The sequence below is a fragment of the Streptomyces sp. AP-93 genome (assembly GCF_022808175.1).
Lineage (GTDB): Bacteria > Actinomycetota > Actinomycetes > Streptomycetales > Streptomycetaceae > Streptomyces.
Window position 1 is genome coordinate 1 of sequence record NZ_JALGBX010000016.1, and the last position, 25,691, is coordinate 25,691.

General features: G+C 70.1%; 29 protein-coding genes. 23 read left to right on the forward strand and 6 right to left on the reverse strand.

All coding sequences use genetic code 11. The features are described 5' to 3' along the window. Positions 1–478 precede the first annotated feature (478 nt). The 6 genes from MTF69_RS24785 to MTF69_RS24810 form a co-directional block, all read right to left on the reverse strand. Positions 479–928, reverse strand: coding sequence for a hypothetical protein (locus tag MTF69_RS24785; protein WP_243337864.1), 450 nt, complete (start codon positions 926–928; stop codon positions 479–481). Positions 929–1,027: 99 nt separating this feature from the next. Next, positions 1,028–1,591, reverse strand: a complete 564-nt coding sequence (locus tag MTF69_RS24790) for a helix-turn-helix domain-containing protein (RefSeq protein ID WP_243337865.1) — start codon at positions 1,589–1,591, stop codon at positions 1,028–1,030. A 492-nt stretch (positions 1,592–2,083) separates the two neighbouring features. Beyond that, complete coding sequence (locus MTF69_RS24795; protein WP_243337866.1) at positions 2,084–2,302, reverse strand: DUF397 domain-containing protein; 219 nt, start codon at positions 2,300–2,302, stop codon at positions 2,084–2,086. A 174-nt stretch (positions 2,303–2,476) separates the two neighbouring features. Next, complete coding sequence (locus MTF69_RS24800) at positions 2,477–3,340, reverse strand: helix-turn-helix transcriptional regulator (protein WP_243337868.1); 864 nt, start codon at positions 3,338–3,340, stop codon at positions 2,477–2,479. A gap of 450 nt (positions 3,341–3,790) precedes the next feature. After that, complete coding sequence (locus tag MTF69_RS24805) at positions 3,791–4,285, reverse strand: TrmO family methyltransferase (protein WP_243337870.1); 495 nt, start codon at positions 4,283–4,285, stop codon at positions 3,791–3,793. Positions 4,286–4,357: 72 nt separating this feature from the next. Next, on the reverse strand, positions 4,358–5,743 hold the full coding sequence (locus MTF69_RS24810) for a Tat pathway signal protein (RefSeq protein ID WP_243337872.1): 1,386 nt from the start codon (positions 5,741–5,743) through the stop codon (positions 4,358–4,360). A gap of 354 nt (positions 5,744–6,097) precedes the next feature. Between MTF69_RS24810 and MTF69_RS24815 the strand changes: the two genes are divergently transcribed. From MTF69_RS24815 to MTF69_RS24920, 23 genes are all read left to right on the forward strand, one after another. Next, a complete protein-coding gene (locus MTF69_RS24815; RefSeq protein WP_243337873.1) occupies positions 6,098–6,490 on the forward strand; it encodes an ATP-binding protein in 393 nt (130 codons plus the stop codon). Positions 6,491–6,692: 202 nt separating this feature from the next. Then, on the forward strand, positions 6,693–6,836 hold the full coding sequence (locus MTF69_RS24820) for a hypothetical protein (RefSeq protein ID WP_243337874.1): 144 nt from the start codon (positions 6,693–6,695) through the stop codon (positions 6,834–6,836). A gap of 30 nt (positions 6,837–6,866) precedes the next feature. Further along, positions 6,867–7,790, forward strand: a complete 924-nt coding sequence (locus MTF69_RS24825) for a Scr1 family TA system antitoxin-like transcriptional regulator (RefSeq protein ID WP_243337875.1) — start codon at positions 6,867–6,869, stop codon at positions 7,788–7,790. A gap of 267 nt (positions 7,791–8,057) precedes the next feature. After that, entirely contained in the window at positions 8,058–9,263 is a 1,206-nt protein-coding gene (locus tag MTF69_RS24830) for a hypothetical protein (protein ID WP_243337876.1), read from the forward strand. Positions 9,264–9,433: 170 nt separating this feature from the next. Beyond that, positions 9,434–9,994, forward strand: a complete 561-nt coding sequence (locus MTF69_RS24835) for a hypothetical protein (RefSeq protein WP_243337877.1) — start codon at positions 9,434–9,436, stop codon at positions 9,992–9,994. Between the two features lie 974 nt (positions 9,995–10,968). After that, positions 10,969–11,349, forward strand: coding sequence for a hypothetical protein (locus MTF69_RS24840; RefSeq protein ID WP_243337878.1), 381 nt, complete (start codon positions 10,969–10,971; stop codon positions 11,347–11,349). Next, positions 11,346–12,446, forward strand: a complete 1,101-nt coding sequence (locus tag MTF69_RS24845) for an HAD family hydrolase (RefSeq protein WP_243337879.1) — start codon at positions 11,346–11,348, stop codon at positions 12,444–12,446. Before MTF69_RS24840 ends, MTF69_RS24845 begins: the two co-directional genes overlap by 4 nt. Before the next feature lie 4 nt (positions 12,447–12,450). Then, positions 12,451–12,573 (forward strand): hypothetical protein, encoded by a 123-nt coding sequence (locus MTF69_RS42995; RefSeq protein ID WP_279346213.1) that lies wholly within the window; start codon positions 12,451–12,453, stop codon positions 12,571–12,573. A gap of 135 nt (positions 12,574–12,708) precedes the next feature. After that, the gene (locus MTF69_RS24850; RefSeq protein ID WP_243337880.1) at positions 12,709–14,532 is read left to right on the forward strand and encodes a glycoside hydrolase family 15 protein; all 1,824 of its coding nucleotides are present in this window, start codon (positions 12,709–12,711) and stop codon (positions 14,530–14,532) included. Beyond that, complete coding sequence (locus tag MTF69_RS24855) at positions 14,529–14,720, forward strand: hypothetical protein (protein WP_243337882.1); 192 nt, start codon at positions 14,529–14,531, stop codon at positions 14,718–14,720. The genes MTF69_RS24850 and MTF69_RS24855 overlap by 4 nt, the downstream gene beginning before the upstream one ends. Continuing rightward, a complete protein-coding gene (locus MTF69_RS24860) occupies positions 14,717–15,169 on the forward strand; it encodes a hypothetical protein (RefSeq protein WP_243337883.1) in 453 nt (150 codons plus the stop codon). Before MTF69_RS24855 ends, MTF69_RS24860 begins: the two co-directional genes overlap by 4 nt. Positions 15,170–15,183: 14 nt before the next feature. Continuing rightward, positions 15,184–15,486, forward strand: coding sequence for a helix-turn-helix domain-containing protein (locus MTF69_RS24865; protein WP_243337884.1), 303 nt, complete (start codon positions 15,184–15,186; stop codon positions 15,484–15,486). Between the two features lie 92 nt (positions 15,487–15,578). Beyond that, positions 15,579–16,109: a DUF6624 domain-containing protein gene (locus MTF69_RS24870; RefSeq protein ID WP_243337886.1), complete on the forward strand. Its 531-nt coding sequence runs from the start codon at positions 15,579–15,581 to the stop codon at positions 16,107–16,109. Positions 16,110–16,395: 286 nt separating this feature from the next. Beyond that, complete coding sequence (locus MTF69_RS24875) at positions 16,396–17,250, forward strand: 2-keto-4-pentenoate hydratase (protein WP_243337888.1); 855 nt, start codon at positions 16,396–16,398, stop codon at positions 17,248–17,250. After that, entirely contained in the window at positions 17,240–18,166 is a 927-nt protein-coding gene (locus MTF69_RS24880) for an NAD(P)-binding domain-containing protein (RefSeq protein ID WP_243337890.1), read from the forward strand. Before MTF69_RS24875 ends, MTF69_RS24880 begins: the two co-directional genes overlap by 11 nt. 7 nt (positions 18,167–18,173) lie before the next feature. After that, entirely contained in the window at positions 18,174–19,178 is a 1,005-nt protein-coding gene (gene dmpG / locus MTF69_RS24885; RefSeq protein ID WP_243338203.1) for a 4-hydroxy-2-oxovalerate aldolase, read from the forward strand. Then, entirely contained in the window at positions 19,175–20,203 is a 1,029-nt protein-coding gene (locus tag MTF69_RS24890; protein ID WP_243337892.1) for a beta-ketoacyl-ACP synthase 3, read from the forward strand. Before dmpG ends, MTF69_RS24890 begins: the two co-directional genes overlap by 4 nt. After that, entirely contained in the window at positions 20,200–20,427 is a 228-nt protein-coding gene (locus tag MTF69_RS24895) for a phosphopantetheine-binding protein (RefSeq protein ID WP_243337895.1), read from the forward strand. Before MTF69_RS24890 ends, MTF69_RS24895 begins: the two co-directional genes overlap by 4 nt. Before the next feature lie 5 nt (positions 20,428–20,432). Next, positions 20,433–21,320 (forward strand): CoA ester lyase, encoded by an 888-nt coding sequence (locus MTF69_RS24900; RefSeq protein ID WP_243337897.1) that lies wholly within the window; start codon positions 20,433–20,435, stop codon positions 21,318–21,320. Beyond that, the gene (locus MTF69_RS24905) at positions 21,317–21,862 is read left to right on the forward strand and encodes a MaoC family dehydratase (RefSeq protein ID WP_243337900.1); all 546 of its coding nucleotides are present in this window, start codon (positions 21,317–21,319) and stop codon (positions 21,860–21,862) included. Before MTF69_RS24900 ends, MTF69_RS24905 begins: the two co-directional genes overlap by 4 nt. A 14-nt stretch (positions 21,863–21,876) precedes the next feature. Further along, complete coding sequence (eis, locus tag MTF69_RS24910) at positions 21,877–23,061, forward strand: enhanced intracellular survival protein Eis (protein WP_243337903.1); 1,185 nt, start codon at positions 21,877–21,879, stop codon at positions 23,059–23,061. A 120-nt stretch (positions 23,062–23,181) separates the two neighbouring features. Beyond that, the gene (locus MTF69_RS24915; RefSeq protein WP_243337905.1) at positions 23,182–24,582 is read left to right on the forward strand and encodes a sporulation associated protein; all 1,401 of its coding nucleotides are present in this window, start codon (positions 23,182–23,184) and stop codon (positions 24,580–24,582) included. Between the two features lie 151 nt (positions 24,583–24,733). Continuing rightward, on the forward strand, positions 24,734–25,636 hold the full coding sequence (locus MTF69_RS24920; RefSeq protein ID WP_243337907.1) for an aminoglycoside phosphotransferase family protein: 903 nt from the start codon (positions 24,734–24,736) through the stop codon (positions 25,634–25,636). Positions 25,637–25,691 lie beyond the last annotated feature (55 nt).

A 25,691-nucleotide genomic window follows, 5' to 3' on the forward strand; every position in this document is an offset into this window, starting at 1 on the left:
CTACGTCTACCTCGGGACCGTCACGGTCGCAGCCCTCACGATCTGGCTCCGCACCTGATCCAAGAAACAGAACCTAGGCCGTTTCCTTCGGATCAGGCGGATGCGGACTGCTCCGTCTCTCTCTTCGATGTGGTCGACGGTGAGGCGGGAGATCGCTGCGGGCCACTGGGCATAGAGGAGCAACAGCAGGTCGGCGAGGCGATCCTCGGACTTGATTGTCTCGTCATGGAGCAGGCGGCGGGCTGGGGCCCAGCGTGCCTCACCGTCGCCGGAGATCGACAGCGTGGGCCGAACTCGATTTCGTCGAGCGGCATGCTCCGAAGTACAGCCGGCCGCTGGAGACGATCGAGGAGTACCGGGTGCAGCAGGCTTCAGGAGTAGACGTCAGAGGCTTGACCAGCCTAGGAGAGACAGAACCCCGTGAACGCGCTGTCCACGAGGTTCTGCCTTGCTAATTCGGCCGAGCGCGACGTCGACGCTACTTCCCACACTTGTTTTTGAAGCCGTCCAACAGAGCTTTGCCAGCTGCGGAGTTGTCACGCACGTACGGGCTACCGCTGATGCTGATCGAGGTGTCGCTGGTTGAGATGGACTCGCTGCCCGTCCGCTTGTTGCGGCTGTCCTCTCCTGCGACCGTCCAAATGATCTGGGACTGATCTTTGTTGAACTCGCCGGTGCTGGTCACGTCCGGCTTCTCGTAGACACCATCGCAGGTGTACTCATGATGCGAGACACTGTTGCCCTTGACGACCAGCTGGCCAAGCTCGGACGTGCCGTTGACGTCCTTGACGTAGTAGGTACCGTCGAGCTTGCTGCCGCTGTCGCTGCTTCCGCTGCAGGCGGTGAGTATGAGTGAGACCGCGGCCAAGGCTGCGATGGACACGGCCAACTTGGCCCGCGTCCTATGTGCGGTCCTGGTGATGCTCATGACGTTCCCCCCTTCGTTCGTTCTGGATAGTCGGTTTGAGATAGAAGGTCAGTCAAAATAACCTACGTATAGGTGACTTTGGCTGACCGGCACCGCCTGTCAGGCGCCTTCCCGGAGGCTGTCGAGCCGATGCTCAGTCAGCGCCAGCGCGACCTCGGATTGGTTGAGCGCGTGTTCGCCGTCCTGAATGCGCCACTGCAGAAGCTGCACGGGCGGGGCGTCTGCTTCTTGGTCTGCCAGGTCGCCGAGCTCGCGCAGTTCTGCGTATGCACCTTGCAGCTGTTCTTCGTGGTGTGCTGCACGGACCCGGAGACGGGCGAGTCGCTCTTTCCACCAGCTCACCCGCGACTGGTGGTCGAGCGTCGTCTTCCCCTCGAGCCAGGCACGGAGCTCGGTCTGGTCGACATCGCTCGGAAGCCCGGTGGCAAAAGGCCCCTCGGGTTCCGGCATGTCGATGGGGATGTGGGACAGCAGCACGGCGGGGGTCGTGTCGAGCACATAGGCGATCGCGACGAGGTCGTCGACGGTCACGGAGCGAGTACATCGCTCCATCTCCGCGAGTGCGCCGGCCGAGATCGGGTGACCGAGCATCAAGAGCACGTAGGCCAGCTCGTCGATGGTCAACTCGCGCAGCTGGCGGTAGTGCGTGATGGCGTCGGACACGGCAAGAGATGTGGGAAGGGGCGACGGCATGCATCGATCATAGGCGTGCTCGGCGCGGCCCCAGGTGGGTTGTCGCGTACTCCCTAGGCGTCGCCACATAGACAGTCATAGAGGCCCGGGGCAATGCTCGATGCGGCGAGGTCAGCGGGCTTGCGGATACCTGTGACGATTACTAGCTCGGCCCTGACCGGCAGCGCACGGCGGACGCTGGGCACGACAGCGGCGAGAAGCGGTCAATGCCGGATCTCGAAGGCTCACGCAGGGCGCTGCGCTCCCAGGACCCAGGTGCCGTTGCTGGGACTGTGGACGCAGCCTCGCCAGCCCAAGGGCCCTACGCGGTTGCGCAGTCGGGCTGTGGGTTCGCTGAGGCTCAGGGCCGCCCTGTTGCCACAAGGGTCAGCGGAGGTAGAAGGTAGAACCGAAAGCGTCCCTCCTCATCTGGGTTGAGGAGGGACGCTGTCGCGTTGTCAGTTCGCGCGTCTGCCAGGCGGGTTAGACGACGGGACCGAAAGAGTTCGCGGTCACTGCCCCGACGAAGTCCCTCCACGTCTGCGCTGTGAAGCCGAGGTGTGGCCCGTCAGCGTTCTTCGAGTCACGGACGAGGACCTCCCGAGAGACCCGGACGGCGCACTCGATGCAGTCACCTCCGTTCTGACCGCTGTAGCTGCTTTTCCACCAGATCAGCTCATTCTCCAAGGGGGACGCTCCCATCAACTTGTTTCACATCCGCCAGGACGGCGGCTACCAGGCATCGGACCTGGAGGTCTTACAGTCAGAGTCTCCCCTAGGCCCATGCAGGGCCATAGCCGAGGCGGTCAGGGCCGGCGGGCCTGCGACCCTGCTGTACTTGCCTCCGGCACGCCCCATTTGATGATCGCTTCGGACTTATAGGTTCGATATGGCCGACTGGATCATCTGCTCAGACTCCTCTGCGGAAGCGGCAATCTCGCGGAGCTTCTGGAACGCGGCGCTGAACGGAGCAACGGCTGAGATGTCCGACAGCACGCCGCCATCTACGAGGTTCTCCAGGTAGGCAAGGTCCCCAACCGTCTCATCCTCGAAATCGAGGAGGGTGAAGGGGCCATGCATCGCAGGGTGGGCTCCAACGCCGAACGGCAGGACGTGCACGCTGACATGATCAGTGGCCCCGAGTTCGAGCAGTCGCCCGAGCTGTCCCTGCATGATCTCCGAGCTGCCCACCGGCCGTCGGATCACTGCTTCATTCAGGACGATCGTTACGGAAGGAGGCTGCGGTCGACCGAGGATGCTCTGACGCTTGAGCCTGACTTCAGCCTGAACTTCCTGGGTCTTCTCGTCGGCATCCGAGAGGCCCAAGATCACCCGTGCGTACTCGGGATCCTGGGCAAGTCCAGGGACGAACTCCGACTGGTAGATGCCGATGGTCTTAGCGGCGGCCTCCAGACCCAGGTATGCCTGGAACCAGGCAGGGATCGTGCCCTTGAAAGGCTTGAGATCCCACCAGTCCTTCCGCGTCTTCGTGATCTTGGCGTAGTTCTCCAGCTCCTCACGCAGCTCGAGTGGAGCCTCGTACAAGTCGCAGAGGAGCCGGACGTCGCCGATCTCGACTGCAGTGTCCTTGGTCTCCAACCGCGTCATCCGGGCCGTCGACCAACCGAACTGCTTGGCTACCGACGACGCTGTCAGGCCCCTGGCATCCCGCAGCCTGCGAAGCTGCAGCCTGAGCAGGATGCGGCACAAGGCGACCGACCTGTCGTCTGTCCCAGCCATCTTGTCTCCCTCATCCGTGACTTGTCGTCAGTCTGACGGTTCATGAGGCGTCCATCAACGCCCGGCGGTTCGAAGTGACGATAGTCGCCACCCTGAGCGCCAGACGCCAAGAAGAAAGCGACTCTGCGAAATTTTCGCAGAGTCGCTTTACGGAGCGAAGAAACCGCTGCAATACTCCAGATGTCGCAACAGTTGGCAGTTGATCGCTCACGGTTGGTAGGCGCTGACGTGCGCCGACCGTGCCATCTCGACGCGAGGACTCCCGTCATGCCCCTCAGCTTGCATGCCCCCGCTCAGTGCGGTGAGCGGACGTCGCCCACTGAGTTAGTCCGCCTCACGGACTCGGCAATCGGACATCAGCGTTCCGTGCGCTTGGCCCCGGAGGCGCCCGGCGTAATGAGTATGCGTGCTGACCTTTTGGATCCGCTGGCGCCAACCCCCCCTCCGGGGCTACGGGCGGGTACGATCGTCCGCACTCCGCCAGTAGTCCTGAAGCATGTCGGTGGGCCAGGCCGGCTGATGGACCGGGCCGCGGGGCAGCATCTCGCGGAAGACGGGCGCCAGGTCGATCACAGGAGTGCCGTCGTCGGCGTCCAAGTCTGTGACGTGCAGATCTCGCCCTACGACTCGGAGCAGTCGCGGGTAGGAGATGCCGATCCGGGCCGGGCGCCGGTGGTTGCGGTGGACAAGGCCCCCGGTGGCCGGCCAGTCCGGATTCCCCCGGGGGCTTCGCGGCTCGAGCTCAATGTCCTGGTCCGATCCAAGGCTGAAGTGCCACACCACTTCCAGGTGACTGAACTCCGCAATGCCCTGCATGGCACTCTCCGGGATGCTCGACGCCAGGCGGATGATCGACTCGACTCCGCCCTTGAAATCGTCAAGACGCCCGGTCTGGCCTCCTACGACTACGGCGATCACCGGCAGCTGGATGTGCTGGTCGAACACGCGTCACCTCTCCTGGGGCTTCCCCGGCGTCAGCGAAGTCGCCCTCCGCTCCGGGCTTCCTTACCGTACGGGTCACCTGTCTGCGAGGACCGCCCGGGCCCGGGCGTCGAGGTCGGCAGCGGGGCCGCCTCCTCGGCGGAGCACAGGGCTCAGCGCGCGGCGCATCTGAACCACGGTCTCTCGGGCTCGCCCGGACTGAACACCGGTCACCGTGTCGAGTGCCTGATGCCACGTAGCGCAGGCCGCGTCGAGCTGCCCCTGCCGGACCTGGACCTCGCCGAGGTATCCGAGGGTGACGGAGTGGGTCCGCTTGAACGGCGTCTTGCGGGTGCGGACGCTCCGTTTGAACTGCTCCTCAGCACCCTTCAGATCACCCATGTCCCGCAGCGCGGCGGCGGTCTCATGCGCGAGGCTCGCCTCGGCGAAGAACCACACCCGGCCGGGCTCGTCACCGTCCCCGCTAGCGCGGGCAAGATCGGCCTCGGCACGGTTGAGCGCTTGCGCGGCCTGCTTCTTGTAGCCGGCGGCAGCCAGCCCGCGGGCGTGGACGACGCCGAGGAGGGCCTTCTCCCGCCAGCAGGCTTCGGCGTAGCGGCGGCTGGAGAGGGATCCCTCTGCCAGGCGTACGGCTTCTGCCGGCTGGTGCAGGTCCACGGCCTGGTGGGCCATGGCCCTCAGCACGTGCCCGGCGAGCGGCGCGTCTCCGGCTTCCTCGGCCAGTTGGGTCGCGAGGGTCAGCCATTGCAGCGCGATCGGGTGCTCGCCGGCGTCGAAGCTCGTCCAGCCCGCGAGGTAGGCAAGTTCGGCAGCGGCCGACGTCATGTCCCGGCGCAGCACGTCGGACGGGAAGCGTCCGCCCAGGAGTTCGGCGACGTCGGTTCGCAGGTAGGCGACCAGGGAGGCGCGCCCCACGCCGCGGCCGCCGCGCTGCTGGTCTCGCTGGGACAGGAAGGCGGTCATCTCGCGCACGCTCGTGACGTCCTCGTGCGTGACCGTGTGCTTCGACAGGGGCTTGCGGGTGCGGGCACGTTCGGCGGCGTCCTGCCACCAACCTTCGGTGGGCAGGGCCAGGCCGGCGACCGAGTAGGCCGACCGTGCCAACACCTGGCGCCGAGCTATGTCCATGTCCGTACTCCCGAGGGTCGCCAGCGTCGCGAGGGTGTCGATGCTCCACGCCGGCGTCTGCGGGTCTGCGGCGTCGTCCGGTGTCAGCCCGATGTCGGTCAGCGTGATAGTGCGACCGAGGCCGCGAGAGAGCGTCTCGGCCAAGATATGCGCTGCGCGGCCTTCCGGTGTGGCGCCGCCGATCCAGCGGGCGATGCGGGATTGGTCGTAGCGCAGGAGTTCGGTGGCGCCGTTCTCAGCGGCGACGGCGCGGAACCGAGCAGCGAGTTGCCGCTGCGACAGGCCCCATTCCTGGATGACGGCTTCCAGCCGGGTGTTGCGTGTGCGCGCCATGGGTGTGCGCCCCTGTCCCTGAAACGATCTCGCATCACGTGCATCGCATCACTGCGCCTGCCGGCATTCCCGTCGGTCCTCGCACGCGGTTGTCTCGTACGGACGATATTCCTCCAACCCCCGCGCGGCGTAACGGAATCGGGCATGTCTTGCCCACGAGCTCGGTTGGTGACCGGAATTGGCTCCCTCGGGGGCCGGGAAGGGCAGCTGATGAACATGCAGTACCCGATGGCCGGCCTTCGGTGGGCGTGCACAGTGCCGTTGGTTCGCCGTGACCGAGGACCGGGCGGTCGTCCGCCCGGAGAGGGCGCCGTTGCGGTCTGTCGTCCGCGTGACTTCCAGATGGCGGCGGAGGTGTCCGCTCGGCCGGAGGCAGTTGCTGGAGCCCGCCGTCAGCTCGTCTGCCTGCTCGAGAGCTCGGGGCTGTCCGAGTGCGCGGACAGGGTCATGCTCGTCGCGCAGGAGCTGATGGTGAATGCCATGACGCATGGGTGCGAGAACAGGCCGGAGGGCTTCTTCTCCGTCAGGGCGATGCACGCGTGGGGGCACCTGCGGGTGGAGGTGGAGGACCCGTCGACCAGGCAGCCTCTTCCCCGGTCGGCGAGCGCGGATGAGGAGGGCGGCCGAGGGCTGCACCTGGTCGACGCCCTGGCCACGCGCTGGGGAACGGACCTGCCGGCGCCGGGCAGTACGGGCAAGACGGTGTGGTTCGAGCTGGACCTGCTCGGAGAGGCGGTGTCGTCGTGAGTCTCGTCCGTGTCCGCTCCGGCCGACTCCGGGCCCCCTCTGCTTTTGCTGCCCGGCCTGTCATCTTCTCCACGCAGGAAACCGTGTCGATGGTGCTGGCTGACGGCGCCCCCACCCCCGAATCCGATCAGGGCATCCGAGTTCCGACGTTCGTCCCCGCGGTGATCACCATCCCTTATGGCGGATCCGTGCTGAGGCAGTGGTGACCGCCACCGGACTGGTCTTCACCGTCCTGATCGTGCTGGCCATGGCTGCCCTGGTGCTCCTCGGCCCCCGGCTGACCGGTCGGCTGTCCCCGCCGGCGACGGATGACCCAGCTCCGTCCCTACCTCACAACCTGCCCTGACCACCCGTAGACACGCGAGGACCTTTCCCCATGCTTCACGCTGTTCCGTCGCCGCTGACCGAGGTGCTGCAGGCACCGGCCCGGATCCTGACGGGCCTCTACCTGCGGTGCCTGCGCGAGGCGCAGTACATGGGGCTGGAGCACGCCGCCCGCGCCGTCCGGGTGTCCGCATCGGCCGTCAGCCGGTGGGAGCGGGCTGAGTCCCCCATCCGGCCGGACGCGCTTGGCACGCTGCTCCGGCTCTACGGCGTGGCAGACGACCATGCTTTCTTCCTGGTGGGGAGTCTGCCGCCGCAGGGCTACGACCGCAGGGAGCACGAGGAGCGGGGTGAGGGCCGGCGCGCCCCGCACGACTGTTGGGTGGACGTGGCCTGCGAGGAGGCGACGGCCCGCCATATCGCTGTGATGCGCTTGGCGAGCGAGGTCGTCCAGTACTGCCTGCTGGTGCCCGCCGGTCTGCGCACCCAGGCCTACCAGCGGGTCGTGCTGGACCCGGGTGTGTGCGGCGACCCTGATGAGCCGGTGCTCGGGCTGCCGTCGTGGGTGCACGGCGTGGACTGGGCCGAGCGGCAACGGCGGACCGTCCTGCTGGACGAGACCGTGCTGACCCGGGGCCGGGGCGATCACCCCGCGACGATGGCTGGCCAGCTGCGGCATCTGGCCGATCTCGTGAGCCGGGAGAGTTCCGACGGGTCGGGCCTGACCATCCGCATCCTGCCGCTGGGCGAGGTGCTGTTCGTCCACACGGTGGGTGCGGCCGCCGAGGTGAATCTCCACGGGCACCGCATGGTGGTGCGGGTCGGCCTCTTCCCTTGCTACGAGACCGGCTCCGGCGCCGCCCGGGTCATCAGCGCCGGACTACGCGAGGCCGTCGACGCCGCGTGGAGCCGTGAAGCGACGTACGAGGCGCTCGTGAGCGCGGCCGAGGGCATGGAGCGGAGGGCTGCCTCATGATCGCCGTGTTGCTCGCGCTCCTGCCCGGTGCCACACCGCCGGAGCAGCCCATGACCCAGCTCCTCGCTCTCGACGCAGCGGCCTTCACCCGCCGAGCCCGGGTCAGGCGGCAGCCCGGCGGCACGGGCCACGCGGTCTCGGTCACCGGACACGACTGCGCGCGTACGGGGGGCGAGAAGGTGAACTCCGGTTTTCCCGAGGAGTACTTCAAGCAGCCTCCAGCTCTAGGTCCCGCGATTTCCCCTTCAACATCTGTGAGGAGCTGACATGGCAGTCCTGAGCGACGTGATTCTGGCCGTGGCGCCTGCCGGTGCAGCTGTCGCATCCATGACCGCCTGGCGCTTTCGGCGGGCCGCGATCCGGGCCAACACCGACGTCCAGCAGAGCCGGGAGCAGAACGCGGTCCTCGGCCTGCAGATCGAGTCCCGAGACCAGGAGGTGGCCCACTTCGCGGCCGTCCGCCTGCCCGCCCTCACCGCGGTCTCTTCCGGAAACCCGGCACAGGCTGGGGCCTTACGCCACCCGCACTTGGCCACCACAGACTTCGGCCGCTCCCTGCAGGCGGCGCTGCGGCACAGTGCCGACTTCGTCACCGACTTCCGGGCCCAGACCGAGGCGTCGGCGAACGCGCAGATCCAGGCCCTCTTCGCTCCGCTGGCGGCCCATGCCGCAGTGCAGCAGAGCGCGATGGTTCAGCTGCTGCGGAAGGCCGGAGACGAGGAAGTCCTCCAGCACGCCTTCGCCGTCGATCACGGCGTGATGCTGCTGGTCCAGCGGATGCAGATCATCGGGGTCCTGGCGGGGCGGGAAGTGAGCAGTCGCCGCCCGGATGCCGCCCTGATGGAAGTGCTGGTCGGTGCGCAGTCGCGTGTTCAGGACTACACGCGCGTCAAGGTCACCAACAAGGCCAGGGGCCTCGTCAAGGGTCCGGCGGTTGAGCCGGTCGTCGTCGCTCTGGGCGCGCTCGTGGACAACGGGGCTCGGCACTCGAGCCCGGCGAGCACCGTGGCGGTGTGGAGCATGCCTGTGCAGGGCGGCATCAACATCGTCGTCGACAGCGTCGGCCCGATGCGGGATCCGGGCGGGTACGCCCACGCGGCCGCGGTACTGCCGGGGCAGCAGCGGGTGTTGCTCACGTCGCTCGGTGCGCAGCTGGGCCTGGCCGCGGTGGGTGTCCTCGCCCGCCGCAGCGGCTTTCAGGCGTGGCTCGACCCCCACCAGCAAGACGGCGTCCGTGCCGTCCTCCACCTTCCCGCGAGGCTCCTTCTCCCGGAGCCCGTCGCCGATGAGCCGCAGCACCATGACCAGGCCGGTGACGCGGTCGTGGCCAGGGCCGGTAGTGCGGGACGGATGGCGGCATTCAGTCACGGGGTTCGCGCGGGCGGCCAGGCGGGCACCTCCGACTTCCGGGGCTCGCTCGGCGCCACCATTGATGCCGAGTCGACGGAGCACGGTCTGCGGAGCTCGCGATGACCGGAGGACACCGGCGTCGACCGCACCACAAGTCCATGCGGGCCTCAGGAGGATTGCGGCCGTTCGCCTCTCAAGACTGCGGGCTGCCTGTAACCGCACGACCGGCAGCGCCCCGGCCTCGCGCTGCCGGGCCGGAGGACAACGAGGGCCACCTTCGCGCGCGGCGTGCGGTGGAGCTGCGCCGTCAGCTGGCGACCGTGCTGTACTCCATCGACACGGTCCTCCCGCTCCTCACGCCGGAGGTGACCCAGGCGGTCGACGGGGCTCGGCAGTGGCTGGACGAGATCACGCCGGCCAATCCCGTAGACCCCGCGGACACATACATCCGGGCCCTGGAGCACACGGTGCGGATCACCCGGGAATTCCTGGCCCGGCACACGGTCGCGGCCACCTACCTCCACCTGGACAGTGAGCGCCCCCCATGGGCTGACCATCAGCGGCTGGAGATCGCGAGTGCACCGTACTGCCGGCATGTAGCCGTACGTCAGCACGACGTGGCGACCGGCGGCTGGACTCTGGAACAGCGCCCCGGCTTCGCACGGCTGCGCGGCGACATCGAGGACGGACGGGTGCAGCTCCTCGTGGTCCGCTCAGCCGCCGACCTCTCGCCCCTCGGCACCTCGCTGGCCGACCAGGGCCAGGCAGCCGAAACCCTCACCGCGTGGTTGACCCGGCGCCGGGCCCGGCTGCTGGTTGTCGACCAGGTCGCCCGACCGCCGGGTACCCCCTAGAACGCCGGTCCCGTGCGGTTGACCTGACACCGCCGCACGGGACCGGCACCCACGATGCTGCACCCCGACGACGGCCCGCAGCCCGGCGCCACCGTGCCGCCCCGGCAGCACCGACTCGCCACCCCCGCAGCCCCTTTGACCGACGCCCCGGAGACCCTCATGCCCGCGATCGCGACGTCCCACCTCAACCTGCTGGACGAGCGGGTCCTTGAGGACCCCTACCCGGTGTACGAGGCGATGCGACGGATGGGTCCCGCGGTCTACCTGGAGCGCCACGGCGTGTGGGCGGTCCCGGGGCACCACGAGATCGCCTCGGTCCTGGGTGCCGCCGACGTCTTCCGTACCGAGGGGCCGCGAGCCCTTACGCCCCTGGCCGGGGCGATCCTGCCGTTCGACGGTGAGCAGCACGCACGGCTGCGTCAGGTCCTGGCCCACCGGCTGGGAGCCCGGGCGATCGCCCGCCTGCAGAGGGACCTCGATGTGAGGGCGAGGCGGCTGATCGCGGAGCACTGCGAGGGCGGGTTCGATGCTGTGGCGCTGGCCCGGGACATGGCCGCCGACACGGTGATGGACCTGATGGGCCTGCCGCAGCACGCCCAGCCGGCTGTGCTGGAGGCGATGACCACGACCCTGGCCGCCTCCGATGCCCTGGGGCCGCCCGCCGCCGGGGCGTTGGCGTCGTTCCTCGCTACGGCCCTCACCCGCGACAACGTGCAGGGCGGGTCGTGGATGGAGACCATCTTCCAGGCCGTCGACTCCGGGAAACTCGATGAGCGCGAAGCGATACCGCTCGCCGCCGTCTATGTGTCCGCCGGGATCGACTCGAAGGTCCTCGGGCTGGCCCAGGTGATCGTCCAGCTCTCCCGTCACCCCGAGCAGTGGTCCGAGCTCCGCTCGGTGCCCGCCCGTGCGGAGGCGGCCTTCCACGAGGCGCTGCGGCTCGACGCCCCGATCCAGGCACTCGGCCGGCTCGCATGGAGAGGGTCGACCTCGACGGTGTCCAGCTGGAGGCCGGTGAGCGGGTGTGGCTGCTGCTCGGCTCCGCCGGCCGGGACCCCAGCAAGTGGGGGCTGCACGCCGACCGCTACGACCTATGGCGGCCCGGCGCCGACAAGCACCTCGCACTCGGCGCGGGACAGCACCGGTGTCCGGGCACCTATCTCACGCTCATGCAGGCCCGCGCACTGCTGCGGGCCCTCGCGGAGCAATGCACCACCCTCGCCCCAGCCGGAACCCCGACAGGCGGCCACACCCACATCATGCGCGGCTTCACGGCAGCGCCCATCGCCACGAGCTGCTCGCGCACCAGAGCGCGCCGTCCAGTACTCGTATCCCCTTCGGAGAGTCCTCGTTGAACGTCTCCCACGGCGGAGCCGCCCTCTTGGCGGACACCCTCACGCTGCCCGGCCCCGGGCCGGTACGCCTCGACGGCGTCGACGTCGTCCTGGTGGACCAAACGCGCGCGCGTCAGGCCGTTGCCCGCCTTGATGCCCTGGACGGTCTGCACGCGGTCGGTTCCGTCTTCACCCATCACGATGCCTGGGGCTTCTTCCTCCCGGAGGGGTCCGGCGAGCCGGCCTGGCCCGCGCCCGCCCGCTACGTCCGGGCAGGCTCCACTCTCACCCTTCCTCCCGCACCCCGCCCTCGTTGCGCCACGGGCTGGATCCGTTGGAGCCGGGGCCCGATCTACACCGCCCCTCTGCTGCTCCACGCCGCCCTCACCGGCGCCGCGGCCAGACGTCACCTGGACGAACGCCAGCCCGCCCCGTCTTATCTGGAGCCCGCCATGCCCTCTTCCAGGGTCGCCTTCTTCGACCTGGACTCCACCCTCACCGACCACGCGACGAGCTTCCAGCGGTGGGCCGACGAGTTCAGCGCGCGCTACGGCATCACCCCGCAGGAGCTGGAAGAGGCCGAGGTCCGCTGGGCCGGACAGCGAGACCAGTTCTTCGCCGACCTGAAGGACACGCACAAGATCCCGGCGTCCCTCGCCGGCCTCCACGCCCAGTACCGGAAGCGGACCGCCGAGCTCGTCCCCCACCGTCCGCAGGTCTGCACCGCGCTGCGGTCGCTGCGCGAGAGGGGGTGGCGCCTGGGCGTGATCACGAACGGCGACCCGGCGGCGCAACGCCGCAAACTGCGCAGCGCGCGGCTCGATGATCTCTTCGAGGCCGTCGTGATCTCCGGGGAGTACGGGATCCGTAAACCGGATCCGCGCCTGTACCGCATCGCCCTCGACGCCCTGGACACGAGCTTCGGCTTCATGATCGGCGACGACCTCGACGCGGACATGTCCGGTGGTGCCCGCGCCGGGCTCCGGACCGTGTGGGTGTCCGGGGGCCGACAACTGCCCGCCTCCTCGCCGGCGCCCGATCACACCGTCCACACCGTCCTCGACGCGGCCGCGGTGCTGCACCAACTCTCCGATGCCAAACTCCCGGCCGGGAGGTGACGGGGTGCAGTCCCCGCCGCCCCGCGCACGCGCAGACCGGCGTATCTCCACCCTGAACCGCTGGCGAATCCTCGTCTTCGTGCTGTTCCTGGCGGTCTTCATCGTCGCCTCCGAGATGCCCCGCTGACCGGCCGCACGCCCACTGGGCGCGCTGACCGAACCGCGGAAGACAGCCTCCAGTCTCATCCGCATCGCCTTCCACCGCTCACCCACGTCGGCCCGGGCCTCCGGCCCAGTCGGCGCTCCGCAAAAGGACACCCCTATGCCTGCGCGTATCGAGGACTACGCCCTGATCGGCGACATGCAGACCGCTGCACTCGTCGCCCGCGACGGCTCCCTCGACTGGATGTGCCTGCCCCGCTTCGACTCCGCCGCCGTCTTCGCGCACCTCCTGGGAACCGAGGACAACGGCCTGTGGCGCATCGGCCCCGCCCACCCCAGCCACCGTCCCGCACCGGCCGCGACCCGCCGCCGCTACCGGCCCGACACCCTGAGCCTGGAATCCGAGTGGGACACCCCCACCGGGGAGGTGCGCGTCACCGACCTCATGCCACCGCGCGACGGCGCCCCCCAGACGATCCGCATCGTCGAGGGCCTCGCCGGCACCGTCACCATGCGCAGCACCCTGCGGATGCGGTTCGGCTACGGCCTCGTCGTGCCCTGGGTCGACGCCACCACCAACGGCCGTCTGCGCTCGGTGGCCGGTCCCGACTCCCTCTGGCTGGACACCGACGCCCCCACCTACGGCGAAGAGCAGACCACCTACGCCGACTTCACCGTCCGCGCCGGCCAGCGTGTGACCTTCGCTCTCAGCTGGCAACCCTCCGACCAGGACCCGCCCCCCATCCCCGACGCGGCCGAAGCGATGGAGAGCACCGAGAAGTTCTGGCAGCAGTGGAGCTCCCACTGCACCTACCAGGGCCCACACCGCGAAGCCGTCATGCGGTCCCTGATCACCCTGAAAGCCCTCACCTACGCCCCAACCGGCGGGATCGTCGCCGCCCCCACCACCTCGCTGCCCGAAGAGATCGGCGGATCCCGCAACTGGGACTACCGCTATACCTGGCTTCGCGACGCCGCGATCACCCTGTCCACCCTGCTGCGCACCGGCTACCGCGAGGAGGCCCGCGACTGGTGCGCCTGGCTGCTGCGGGCGGTCGCCGGCGACCCCGAGAACCTCCAGATCATGTACGGCATCGCAGGCGAACGCTCCCTCGGAGAAACCGAACTGGACTGGCTGCCCGGTTACGAAAACTCCGCCCCCGTCCGGGTCGGCAACGGCGCCGCCCACCAGCTCCAACTCGACGTGTACGGCGAGCTCGCCATGGCCCTGCACGCCGCCCGCCAGGCCGGGCTCGCCGCATCGGAAACCGCCGCACACCTCCAGATCAAGCTGTGCGCCTACCTGGAAACCATCTGGGAGCGGCCGGACGAAGGCATCTGGGAGATCCGCGGGCCCCGCCGCCACTTCGTCCACTCCAAGGTGATGGCCTGGGCCGCCGTGGACCGCACCATCCTCCTCGTCGAGTCCGGCGGCGCCACCGTCGAACCCGGAGTCCTGGAACGCTGGCGGACGCTGCGCGACACGATCCACCACCAGGTGTGCACCAGCGGCTACGACCCAGTCCGCAACACGTTCACCCAGTCGTACGGATCCACCGTCCTCGACGCCTCGCTGCTCCTCATCCCGCAGACCGGCTTCCTCCCCTCGGACGACCCGCGGGTCATCGGGACGATCGAAGCGGTCCAGCGGGACCTGTGCACCCCGGACGGGCTCCTGCTGCGCTACCCGACCGCCGGCACCGCACCGGGTAGGGACGGGCTCCAGGGCGATGAAGGCGCGTTCCTGGCCTGCTCCTTCTGGCTGGTCGACGCGCTGCTGATGCTCGATCGCACCGACGAGGCCCACCTCTTACTCGAGAAGCTCCTCGCGCTGCGCAGCGATGTGGGTCTGCTCGCCGAGGAGTGGGACTCCACGACGCAGCGGCAGGTGGGCAACTTCCCCCAGGCGTTCTCCCACGTCGCGTTGTGCGACAGTGCCGCGCGCGCGGCGTCCGTCGCCGGATCCCGGGGCAGCGCGCGATGACCAGCAGACTGACCGAACTCCTCTACATCTCCTACCTGCTCGCGACCGGGCTCCCAAGCTTCTCCGCGGCAGCGCATCGGGAGAGCGCGGCCTTCACCTTGGCGGCCGGATTCCGCTCCGGCGACGTACATGTCATACCGGCCCGCTGGACGCTTTCCGGCCAGCCGAACGCCGGGAGCGGATCATGAACGCGGTCACCCTGGCTCGGCGCGGCCACCTGTCCCGGCAGTGCCACGACCAGGCGGGCAGCGCCAAAGCGCTGCAGCAGCTACGCGAATCCCGGCTCCACGCGCTCACCGAAGGAGTCGACGGCCCGCTGTACGTGGACATCTACGTGCTGACCGCCCCCGACCAGGCCCCTGGAACCCGGACCGAACAGGCGCTCCAGGTCGCCGCATCCCAGGACTGGCACATCGGGCTGACCATCTGCGACACCACTGGCGGAGGCAGCACTCCCGCCCTACGCCCCTACCTCAGCCATCTCCTCGGCCGCATCGCTCGCGATGAGTGCGCCGGGCTCATCGCGGTCTCCCGCACCGACTTCACCCCTTTCGATGACGAATACGAGGCCTTCCTCCACCACCTGAATGACCTGGGCGGCTTCCTCGCTCTCGTCTCCCCCGAAACCGGCCTCTGACCAGGAGCACCCGCATGCCCGTCACCCGCACTCGCCGGACCGCCACCAGAACGACCCGCACGAAGGAGCCCGCAAAGCCGTCCCTGGGCCTGCCCCGGCACAAGAAGAACTCGCGTCTGTCCGACAAGGAACGCAGGAAGTTCGCCCAGCAGGCCGTGGCCGCCTACAACGGCAAACAGCAGGGCTCCATCCGTCAGATCGCCGACGAGACGGGACGCTCCTACGGCATGATCCACCGCCTCCTATCCCAGGAAGGCGTCTGCTTCCGCCCCCGCGGCGGGAAGCCCGCCGGCGCCGCGGCTGAGGCCGCGGAGTGATTGCGACACCTCCATCCACAGGGAGCACAGGCACAGCCACCGCCACCTCCGACACGCCGCCGTCCGGCGCGCCCGGGCGCACGCCAGCGGTGGTGACGGCCGGGATTGGCAAGGCCGGCGCACTGCTGCAGGCGATGGGGCTCGCGGAGAGAAACGCTCACGCAACCGCCTGCCGGATCCCCGCAGTCCACCTGATGGTCCAGTTGCGCGAGGTCCGGCGGGCCAATGCCGAACAGCTCCGGGAGATCGTCGAGGTTCACGGTTGGCCCACCCCCGGGCTAGTCGGCCCCCAGGCGGCCGCCGACGCCGTACGGATCCTGCTGGCCTGCGACGACCCGGGCCTCCAGATCTGCTGCCGCAACCTAATGAGGTTGGCCCTCGACAGCGGGGAACTCCCGGAGATTCTGTACGCGTACGTCGCCGACACCTGCGATGTGGCGCTGTCGATTCCGCAGACCTACGGCACCCAGGTCAACCCGCGGACCCTGCGCCCCTACCCGATCAAGGACCGGGAAGCCGCCGAACGCATGCGAGCCGACATCGGACTGGTCCCGCTCGACCAGCAAACAGGCTCCTACCTCAGCGGCGCAGCCGCAGTCCCCGCAGACCAGAGTCGGCCGTGATCTTCCCGCAGCCCATCAGAGGCGCACCGTGGGCAGGTGTCGGCCTGCCGCCTCGTCATGGCCGGCTCGTCCTGCTCTAACGCCGCCATATCGCGGCGCGAGAGTTCACCGCAGTCACGAGGGAGAAGGCGGCAGCGTGAAGAACCAGCAACACGTGACCGCGCTTCGGGCGCAAGCCCCCGCGCGAACCGTAGGCCCCTACGCAAGCCCTGCCAACGAGGCCAGCCAGGCGGTGGGATGTGGCTCCGTCAGCGATACATGCCCGCCTCAGCAGGGAGTGCCACGAATGAAAACCGATATCGAGCCGGAGATCCTGGAGGCGCTCTTCGCCTCAGCGGCTACGCGGCCTGGGACGGCCAGCCGGATGCAGCCGTGGGAGCACGAGGAGGCGCAGCGGCTGCGGACCGCGGAGACGACGCTAGAACCGGTGTCCCTGCTCAGCAGCCGCCAGTCCGGCGTTTCGCTGGATGGCGCCTACCGGATCCAGTGGCACGGGGCGGCACTTCGCGTCGGGGAGGGGGCGCGGGTGGTCGGCCACAAGGTAGGACTCACCTCACCGGCCATGCAGCAGCAGTTCGGGATCGACCAGCCCGATTCCGGGATCCTGCTGGACTACATGTCGGTCGCAACGGAAGGTGTCCTGTGTCTCGGTGATCTGGTGGCGCCGCGCGTCGAGGGCGAGGTCGCGTTCAGGCTCGGGTCGGACCTGTGCGGCACCAACGTGGGCGAGGAGACGATCCGGGATGCGGTCGCGGAGACGTTCCTCGCACTGGAGGTCATCGACAGCCGGTACGGGTTCGAGGGGTTGACGCTTGCGGACAGTGTCGCGGACAACGCGGCTTGTGGGCGTTTTGTCCTAGGCGCGCCCGTGGCGGGAGTGGTGCCGGAGCTGGGTGACGAGTTTCTGACCCTCACCGTGGACGGTGCCGTCGCCGGGACTGGGTTCGGCCGGGAGATTCTGGGTGACCCGATCCGTGCGGTGGCCTGGCTGGTGAACCGGCTTGCTTCGCTCGGCGCGGGGCTGCGGGCCGGTGACATCGTGCTGGCCGGAGCCGTCCACGCCAGCCTCCCTCTCGTCGCCGGTCAGACCGTGGCGGTCAGCTCGCCCCGCCTTCCCCAGGCGGTGCTCCATGCCGCCTAGCGCCATCGCTCCCCGCTCGGCCGTTGCCGACGGGCAGGCCACCGCTCCCATCCTGAAGGCGGCCGTGATCGGAGCGGGCCTCCTTGGCCTGGATCTGGCGGAACGCCTGACGGCTTCGCCGCTGCTGGCCTGTGTCCTGGTGGCTGGCCGCCGGAGCAGCACGAGCGCGTTGCGCCGAGCCGCCCAACTGGGCTGCGAGGTCTCCACTGAAGGTGTCGCGGCGGTGGTCCGCGCGGGTGTCGACGTGGTCTTCGATGCGAGTTCGGCTGAGGCGCACCCCGCGCACTGGGCGGCTCTCGCCTCCGCCGGGGTGCTGTTGGTGGACCTCACTCCGAGCAGCGGCGGCAGCATGCTCACTCCGACGGTCGACGCCGGCCGGGCGGAGTCCGACCGTCACCTGAGCCTGGTCAGCTGCGGCGGGCAGGCCGTACTGCCGGTGCTGGAGGCGGTGGCGGCGACCAGCACGCGGGTCGAGGACGTCGAGGTGGTCACCACCGTGGCCTCCGCCAGCGCGGGCCCTGCCACGCGGGACAACCTAGACGAGTACCTCGCGACCACTGCCTACGCGGTGGAGCGCCTGACCGGTGCGACGCGGGCCAAGGTGCTGGCCAACATCAGCCCGGCTTTGCCGGCACCCGCCTTCCGTGCCCAGATCACTGCCCGCGCGAGTGGCATCGATGCCGGCGCGCTGCGCAGCGCGGTCGCGGTCGCGGCCGTCGCTGTGCGCCGGTACGCCCCCGGCTACGAGGTGAGTGCCCTGTCCGTATCCGGTGACCTGGTGCGGGCGACGGTGACCGTCACCGCCTGCGGAGGACGGCTGCCGACCTACGCCGGAAACGTGGAGATCATCAATGCCGCCGCCGTGACGCTGGCCGAGCGCTTCGCGCGTTCGCGGAAGGGAGGACACCGTGGGTAGCAGCTCCATCGGGCATCTGATCGTCCATGATGCGACGCTCAGGGACGGGCAGCACGCCGTGCAGCATCAGCTGGACGTGCCGCAGCTGCGGGCGTACGCGCAGGCCGCGAGCGCCGCCGGTGTGCCGGTGGTCGAGGTCGGTCACGGCAACGGGCTCGGCGCGTCCTCGCACCAGATCGGGTACGCGCGCCTCGACGACACCACGATGCTGGAGACCGTCCGCCAGGCCCTGACCGGCAGCACCCGGATGGGGGTGTTCATGGCTCCCGGCTGGGGAACCGGCGCGGACATCCGCCAGGCCGCGTCCTGTGGTGCGCAGGTCGTGAGGGTCGCCGCGCATTGCACCGAGGCCAACGTGATGCGCCGCCATTTGGGCATCGTCCGTGAACTGGGCCTGGAAGCCCAGGCCGTGCTTCTGATGAGCCACATGACCGGTGCCGAGCGCCTCGCTGAGGAGTGCCAGCGTGCCGCATCCTACGGGGCGCAGGCGGTAGGGATCATGGATTCGGCCGGGCACTACCTGCCCGCTGATGTGACCGCCCGCATCGGTGCGATCGTCGCCGCGGTGGATGTGCCGGTGATCTTCCACGGGCACAACAACCTGTCGATGGCGGTGGCGAACTCGGTCGCCGCCGTAGGGGCCGGGGCCCGCGTCATTGACGCGTGCGCGCGCGGCTTCGGAGCGGGCGCGGGCAACACGTCCCTCGAAGCCCTCGTCGCGGTACTGCACCGGATGGGCCACGAGACGGGCATCGCCCTGCCGGCGCTGCTGCGGGCGGCGGATGTGGCTCACGAGCAGTTGATGGACGCACCGCCGGTCATCGACTCGGTGAGCGTGGCGTCGGGCCTGGCCGGGGTGTTCTCCGGGTTCAAGCCGCGGGTATTGGACGCTGCCCGTGCCGCGGGCGTCGACCCGCTGGAGGTCTTCACCGAGCTGGGGCGGCGCCAGATCGTGGCCGGGCAGGAGGACCTGATCGACGAGGTCGCCCGCAGCCTCAGGGCGGCGGCGTGAGCGCGCCCGCAGTCGACGGCCACGGGCGCTTTCCGGCAGCTGTCCTGTGCGGTCTGGGCACCGCTCCGAGCGAGCTGCTGGTTCCCAACGCGGAGATCTCGAGCCGTCTGGGCATCGCCGACGACTGGATTGCCACCCGGACCGGGATCGTCGAGCGGCGGCGGGCGGGCGCGGACACCTCCACAGCTGATCTCGCCGTCCGGGCGGCCGAGGCCGCGCTGAACTCCGCGGGGACCGGCACGGTCGACGTCCTGGTCCTGGCGACCGTGACCCCCGACCACCGGATCCCGGCCACCGCGCCGGCCGTCGCCGCCCGGCTGGGCCTGCACGGCATCGGCGCGTTCGACATCGCCGCGGCGTGCACCGGCCTGCCGTACGCCCTCCAGGTCGCAAAGGGCTTCATGGCCACCGGCACAGCACGGCGGGCGTTGGTCATCACGGTCGACCGGATCTCGCATCTGACCGATCCGCACGACCGTACGACGGCCCCGCTGTTCGGGGACGGAGCCGCCGCGGTCGTGCTGCGCGTCGGAGAGCCGGGCGAGGCGGGAGCGGTGGGACCGGTGGTCCTGGGCTCGGACGGCCGGCACGCGGACGCTGTGGTCGTCCCGCACGGGGAGTTCATGCGCATGCGCGGCCGGGAGGTGTTCCAGCACGCGGTCACCCGCATGTCCGAGGCAGCCGAACAGGCAGCTGCCGCGGCCAGCTGGAGCCTCGGCGACGTCGACCGGTTCGTCCCCCACCAGGCCAACGCCCGCATCACCGACGCTGTGGCCCGCCGCCTGCACTTCGACGGTGGGCGGGTGCTGGAGAACATCGCCCACCTGGGCAACACCAGTGGCGCCTCGATCCTCTTCACGCTGGCCCGCGCGGCGTCCGACGGCGCGCTGCGCCCCGGGCACCGCGTCCTGCTGGCCGCCTTCGGCGCGGGCCTGACCTGGGGCGCCACCACCCTCATATGGCCGGACGTGTCCTGCGTGGCAGACCGGCCGGACCTCACCCACCGACCGGAGGCAACCCGGTGAACCAGATACTCGAAGACATCCTGACCGGCCCGCTGCAGGTGAACCCGCAGGCGCTGCGCCCGGAGGTGAGCCTGGAGGACGTCGGCATCGACTCCCTGGCCATCGCCGAGCTGGACCTGCTGCTGGCCGAGCAGGGAGTCACCATCGGCGAGGACCGGATCGCGTCCGTTACCACCGTGGGCGCCCTCGACCAGCTGGTCGACGAGCACCTCGCCGGCAGGTGACGGCCATGACCACGACCCGCACCTCGACGCCCGGCGGCACCTGGCTGATCACGCCGCCCTCGGACGGACGGCTGGAAGCGGCGCTGCGCGCGGAGCCCGACGTCGCCCTCCTGGACCTGGAGGACTCCGTCCCGCCGCAGGAGAAGGACGGTGCCCGCACCGCGGCCTTGGCCCATCTCGGCGCTCTCGGCGCCGCGCCGGTGCACGGTACGACGGTGCTCGGGCTGCGCATGAACCCGCCGGGCACCGTCCACGGCCTCAAAGACCTGCTCGCGCTCGCCGAAGCCTCGCTGCACGACACCCTCCTTCTCGTCCCGAAGGTGGAGTCAGCACGCGACCTCGAACTGGTGGCCCAGGTTCTTGAGGAGACCGTGACGGGCGTGCGCATCTGCGCTCTGATCGAGACGCCCCGCGCGCTGCTGCACCTGGGCGACATCGTCGCCTCGCCGGTGCTGGCCGGTGTGGTGTTCGGGGCAGCCGACTACGCGGCCGCGACCGGGTGCCGGCGCACCAGCAGGTCCCTGTGGTGGGCGCGCTCGGCCATCGCCGCGGCCGCCGCCGCACGAGGCATCTCCTCGATCGACTCGCCGTACTTCGACCTCGGTGACCCGGACGGCTTGCGCCGCGACGCGCAGGAGGCCCGCGACCTGGGGTTCACCGGGAAGGGCGCCGTCCACCCCGCGCAGCTACCGATCATCCGGGCGGCGTCTCGTCCCACCGAGGAGGAGGTGGCGCAGGCCCGCGCCGCCGTGAGCGCCGCTAACGGCGCCGATGGCCGTCCGGTGCGGGTCGGCAGCCAGATGGTGGGACCTCCGCTCGTGGCCGCGGCCCGCGCCGTCCTCGATCGGGCCGACGCCGACATCGAACCCGCAATCGGCGGAGGCGTCCGGTGACGGAGACGGAGACGACCGTGGTGCAGGGGTACCGGTCCGTCGGTGAGGGCCGGCTGCGTGAGGTGGTCGGCCGCGGCCTGGAGGAGTTCGGGGCCCTCGTCGGGCAGACCATCGAGCATCGGCCGGCCCGGACCGTCACTGACACCGACCACGCCATGACCCTGGCTCTGACCGGCAACGTGGCGCCCGTCCACTCAGACACCCAGTTCTGCCAGCGGACGGGAAGGGAGCGTCCGTTGGTGTGCGGGGTCGTCACGCTCGGTCTGGCCGTCGGCGCGAGCGTCCGCTCCACGAGTGGCCTGACCACCGCCAACCTCTCCCTGGACGAGGTTCGCTTCGAGCAGCCCGTTCATGTCGGGGACACCCTGCGCGCCGAGACCGAGGTCCTCTCCGCCCGCCCCTCGGCCAGTCGCCCCGGCCAGGGCGTCGTCACGGTCCGCACCAGCGCCTTCAACCAGCTCAACCAGCGCGTGATCACCCTGACCCGTGCCTTCCTCGTCCCCGCCGACGCGACTGCGGTCCGTACCGCCACCGCCTACTGAAGAAGGGAGTACCGATGCCGGGCAGCACACTGGTCGTCGTCGAAGCAGACGACGCGTTGTGGCAGGAGTACCAGGACTTGACAGTGCGCAGTTACGGGCACCGGGTCGAGGACGTCACCCGGCTGCGCGAGCACGCGGACGCCCGGGTCGCGGTCCGCGACGGCCGCGTCATCGGCGGGGGACTCGCCCTCGCAGTCCCCCAGTTCTTCGGCGGCCGCCCGGTTCCCGGCGCCTGCCTGGTCGGCGGCTGCGTCGCACCCGAAGCCCGCGGCGACCGGCTGTGGTCGACGCTCCTCGAAGAGCGGCTACGGCCGTTGAAGGAGCAGGGCGCCGTCCTGGCGACCGCGTGGACGACCTCCACCGGGTACGGCCGCCACATGGGCTGGGCCGCACCGGCTCAGGTGTGCTCCTGGAAGGTGCCCACCGCCGAACTGCGCGGCATCACCGACGGCCGCGGGTTCGACATCGTCCACGCTACCGATGACCAGGACCGGGACCGGGGGAGGCAGCGTGAGCTGGCCGCGCACTGGAACGGGCCGTGGCAGCGGCCGGTCTGGTGGCCCGCCTGGCAGCAGTCCGAACACCCCGGTATGACGCACTACCGCTTCGTCCTGCCCGGCCAGGCCCCGGGCGGGCTGCTCGCGCTCGCCTTCGACCGGGACCCGGCCGGCCGCCGCCTGGTCGTCCACGACTTTTGGGCGGCGACCGGTGAGGCGGCCACGGCCATGCTCGGCTTCCTCGGCCGTCACCACAGCCGCATCCCCACCGTCATGTTCCAGCGCACCGCGCTGCCGCCTGCCGGGCTGCTGCAATCCCATCTGCGCCAGGCCGGGGCTGCCTGCGCCACCTCCTGGCACCCTTGGATGCTGCACATCCTCGACCCCGCAGAGGCGGTGCGCCTTCGCGGCTGGCCCGAGGACGTCGACATCACCCTCCCCCTCTTGCTCCGCGCCACCGGTACCGGCCCGCCGGCGCCCATGGTCCTGCGCATCGCCTCCGGCGCCGCTGACCTGACGCCCCGGCCCGGCGGACGGCACGAAGTCACGCTCACCGCCCGGCAGTTCGCCCACTGGTACGCGGGCGGCTACCGCACGGCGGCCGCGGCCCTCCTCGACGGCGTTCACGGTGAGCCCCGCGCGGTAGCCCGGCTGGTCCGCGCCACGGCCGAGCGTGAGCCGTGGATGCCCGAGTACTTCTGACCCCGTCTCCACCCCAGACCGCCCGCCGCGCCAGGAAGCCGGAGTCCGGCTCCCGCCGACCCGGCACCTGGAGCCGTCCGCGGGCACCCCCCTTCTACGTTCCTCGATCCGGGAGGCTCGATGTCCGGCCGTCTGCCCAGAACGCCGAACACGGCGCTCGCCCTGCTCCTCAACGGGCACGGCATGAGCCACAAGGGCCTCGCGTTCCGCGTCAACCAGCTGGCCGAGCGGGACGGACAGGCCACGGCGTACAGCCACAGCAGTGTCGCCCGCTGGCTCGCCGGAGCAACACCGAAGGACCCCGTGCCCCAGTACATCGCCGCCGCGTTGACCGAACGGATCGGCCGGACCGTCATGGTGGAGGAGATCGGCATGGCAGCGGTCTTCGACCAGGCACCGCGCGGCTGGGACTTCCCGCGCGACCGCGAGGGCGCGATCAAGGGCGCGCGAACCCACTGGAGCGCCCCCGAGGCGCCGCACGGGGCGTTCGCCGCCCCCGGCTACGTGCTGCCCGTCACCCGCTGGCTCGCCGTTCCCACCGACTCCACCGACTCGGCGGACTCCCCCGGCCAAGAGGACCGGAGTACCGGACGGCTGATCGAGGCGGAAGACCTGAAGGAGTTGCAGGACACGGCCGAGCAGGCCCGTCTGTGGGACGCGCGGTTCGGCGGCGGGAACTGGCGGGTGAGCTCGATCCGGCGCTGCCTGAACGAACGCGCCCTGCCGCTGCTCAGCGGCCGCCACCACGAGGCCATCACGCGTGAGCTGTTCTCCATCACCGCGGAACTCTCCCGTGTCGCCGCCTGGGCGGCGTTCGACGCAGGGCACAGCGCGGCCGCCCAGCAGCACTTCGTACAGGCGCTGCGCCTGGCCCGCGCCGGCGGCGACATCGAGATGGGCGCCTACGTCCTGACCACCATGGCCCTGCACACCATCCTGGAGGGTGCACCGGACCAGGCCCTCGACATGGCCCAGGGTGCCTACCACCGCGGCCGCCATCACGCCTCCCGCCGGGTCCTGGCCTTCGCGAAGCTGGCCGAGGCCCGCGCGCTGGCCCGCATGGGGGACGCGACCGGGGCGAGCACCGCGCTGAGCCGGGCGGAAACCTGGCTCGACAAGATCACCCCCGGGTCCCAGGACTCCCCGCGGCTCTCCTACGTCACCCACGGTCGGCTGGCGGCGGACGCCACCGAGATCTTCCGTGACCTGCGCAAGTCCAGGGCCGCCCTCGGCTGGAGCCAGCAGGCAGGAGAACTGACCGACGTCCACCAGAGCCGCGCCGTGGGCCTTCGCATGGCCGTCGCCGCCACGGCCGCCTGCCAGGCACGCGACCTCGATGCGGCACTCGACCACGGCGATCGGGCCCTGTCCCTGCTGCAGCGAGTGGAGTCCACCCGCGCCCAGGCCCATCTCGACGACGTAGCAGTAGCGCTGGCGCCGTGGGCCGCCGAGCCTCAGGTCGGCGCCTTCCTCCAGCGCCTGAAGCAGGCCGAGCTGACCACGGCAGCAGGAGCCCGGTGATGAGGCCGCCGCGTACGCCGGGCCGGAGCCCTCCAGGTGTCCGGGACACCCCCGCACCGGGGCGGCTGCTGCATAGATTCGACCTGCCCCAGGGACCGCCCGCGTCCCCGCGAATCACCACGCCCTTCGTATCTCGTGAAAGAGCCGCGCCATGACGCACGCCGCCTCGATGCCTCCGGACCTGCACCAGTGGGTCGCCCGTCACCTCCCCGCCATGGATACCGCCACCGTCACGGATGCCTCTTGGCCGCGCGGGGACTCTCGGGTCTGGCGCGTAGTGACGGACCGCGGTGAGGTCTTCGTCAAGCTGTACCCCTCCACCGAGACGTACGAGCGGGAGGTCCGCGGGTGCGAGCACGCGGCGCGGGCGCTCGCTCCGGCCGAGGCACCGCAGTTGCTGGCCGGCGATCCGGACCGTCCGGCGGTCGTCCTCTCCGCTCTTGCGGGCCGTGTCGTACGGGGACTGCCCCTCGGGCAGAGCGAAGAGCAGGAGGTTCACCGGCTCGCCGGAAACGTGCTTCGGCGCTGGCACGACGTCCCGGAGCCGATCAGCGACCACGAGCACCAACGCATCATGACGTCGGTGCAGACACAGGCCGACGAGGCCGCCGTGATCCTTGAACGCATCGATGACCAGCTCGCGCCCGCCGAGCGGGACCTCGTCCGCGACGTCGCCCGTGACCTGCCCGGCCTCGCCCGGAGCCTCCCGCTGGTCTACCGGCATGGCGACTATTCTCCCCGCAACTGGCTGTGGAACCCGGCACCGGAACCGGGTCAGTACGGTCTGATCGACTTCGAGGAGTCCGCGCCGGGCCTCGCCATCGAGGACCTCGTGTGGCTCTGCGGCGCCGCGTGGCCTACCCGCCCCGACCTTCGCGATGCCTTCCTCACCGGATTCGGACGGCTGCTTTCGCCGACCGAGCAGCGAGGCCTCGTGCTGCTCACCGTCCGACTCGGTGTCTCCTACCTGAGCACCGGCCTGGCCAAATCCGACACCGTCCTCATCGAACGCGGCCGGACCGTGGTCGAGCACATGGTCCGCGCCCCGCGCTGACAGCCCCGAGCCCGGTACCGCGGCAGCCGCCCGGTGCCCGGCATCGTCCATCCCC

Excerpts from the sequence above, each read along its gene's own strand:
- MTF69_RS24785 (WP_243337864.1), bottom strand. The coding sequence starts at position 928 with ATGAGCATCACCAGGACCGCACATAGGACGCGGGCCAAGTTGGCCGTG.
- MTF69_RS24795 (WP_243337866.1), bottom strand. The coding sequence starts at position 2,302 with ATGGGAGCGTCCCCCTTGGAGAATGAGCTGATCTGGTGGAAAAGCAGC.
- MTF69_RS24800 (WP_243337868.1), bottom strand. The coding sequence starts at position 3,340 with ATGGCTGGGACAGACGACAGGTCGGTCGCCTTGTGCCGCATCCTGCTC.
- MTF69_RS24810 (WP_243337872.1), bottom strand. The coding sequence starts at position 5,743 with ATGGCGCGCACACGCAACACCCGGCTGGAAGCCGTCATCCAGGAATGG.
- MTF69_RS24825 (WP_243337875.1), top strand. The coding sequence starts at position 6,867 with ATGCTTCACGCTGTTCCGTCGCCGCTGACCGAGGTGCTGCAGGCACCG.
- MTF69_RS24830 (WP_243337876.1), top strand. The coding sequence starts at position 8,058 with ATGGCAGTCCTGAGCGACGTGATTCTGGCCGTGGCGCCTGCCGGTGCA.
- MTF69_RS24840 (WP_243337878.1), top strand. The coding sequence starts at position 10,969 with ATGGAGAGGGTCGACCTCGACGGTGTCCAGCTGGAGGCCGGTGAGCGG.
- MTF69_RS24850 (WP_243337880.1), top strand. The coding sequence starts at position 12,709 with ATGCCTGCGCGTATCGAGGACTACGCCCTGATCGGCGACATGCAGACC.
- MTF69_RS24855 (WP_243337882.1), top strand. The coding sequence starts at position 14,529 with ATGACCAGCAGACTGACCGAACTCCTCTACATCTCCTACCTGCTCGCG.
- MTF69_RS24860 (WP_243337883.1), top strand. The coding sequence starts at position 14,717 with ATGAACGCGGTCACCCTGGCTCGGCGCGGCCACCTGTCCCGGCAGTGC.
- MTF69_RS24865 (WP_243337884.1), top strand. The coding sequence starts at position 15,184 with ATGCCCGTCACCCGCACTCGCCGGACCGCCACCAGAACGACCCGCACG.
- MTF69_RS24875 (WP_243337888.1), top strand. The coding sequence starts at position 16,396 with ATGAAAACCGATATCGAGCCGGAGATCCTGGAGGCGCTCTTCGCCTCA.
- MTF69_RS24880 (WP_243337890.1), top strand. The coding sequence starts at position 17,240 with ATGCCGCCTAGCGCCATCGCTCCCCGCTCGGCCGTTGCCGACGGGCAG.
- MTF69_RS24900 (WP_243337897.1), top strand. The coding sequence starts at position 20,433 with ATGACCACGACCCGCACCTCGACGCCCGGCGGCACCTGGCTGATCACG.
- eis (WP_243337903.1), top strand. The coding sequence starts at position 21,877 with ATGCCGGGCAGCACACTGGTCGTCGTCGAAGCAGACGACGCGTTGTGG.
- MTF69_RS24915 (WP_243337905.1), top strand. The coding sequence starts at position 23,182 with ATGTCCGGCCGTCTGCCCAGAACGCCGAACACGGCGCTCGCCCTGCTC.
- MTF69_RS24920 (WP_243337907.1), top strand. The coding sequence starts at position 24,734 with ATGACGCACGCCGCCTCGATGCCTCCGGACCTGCACCAGTGGGTCGCC.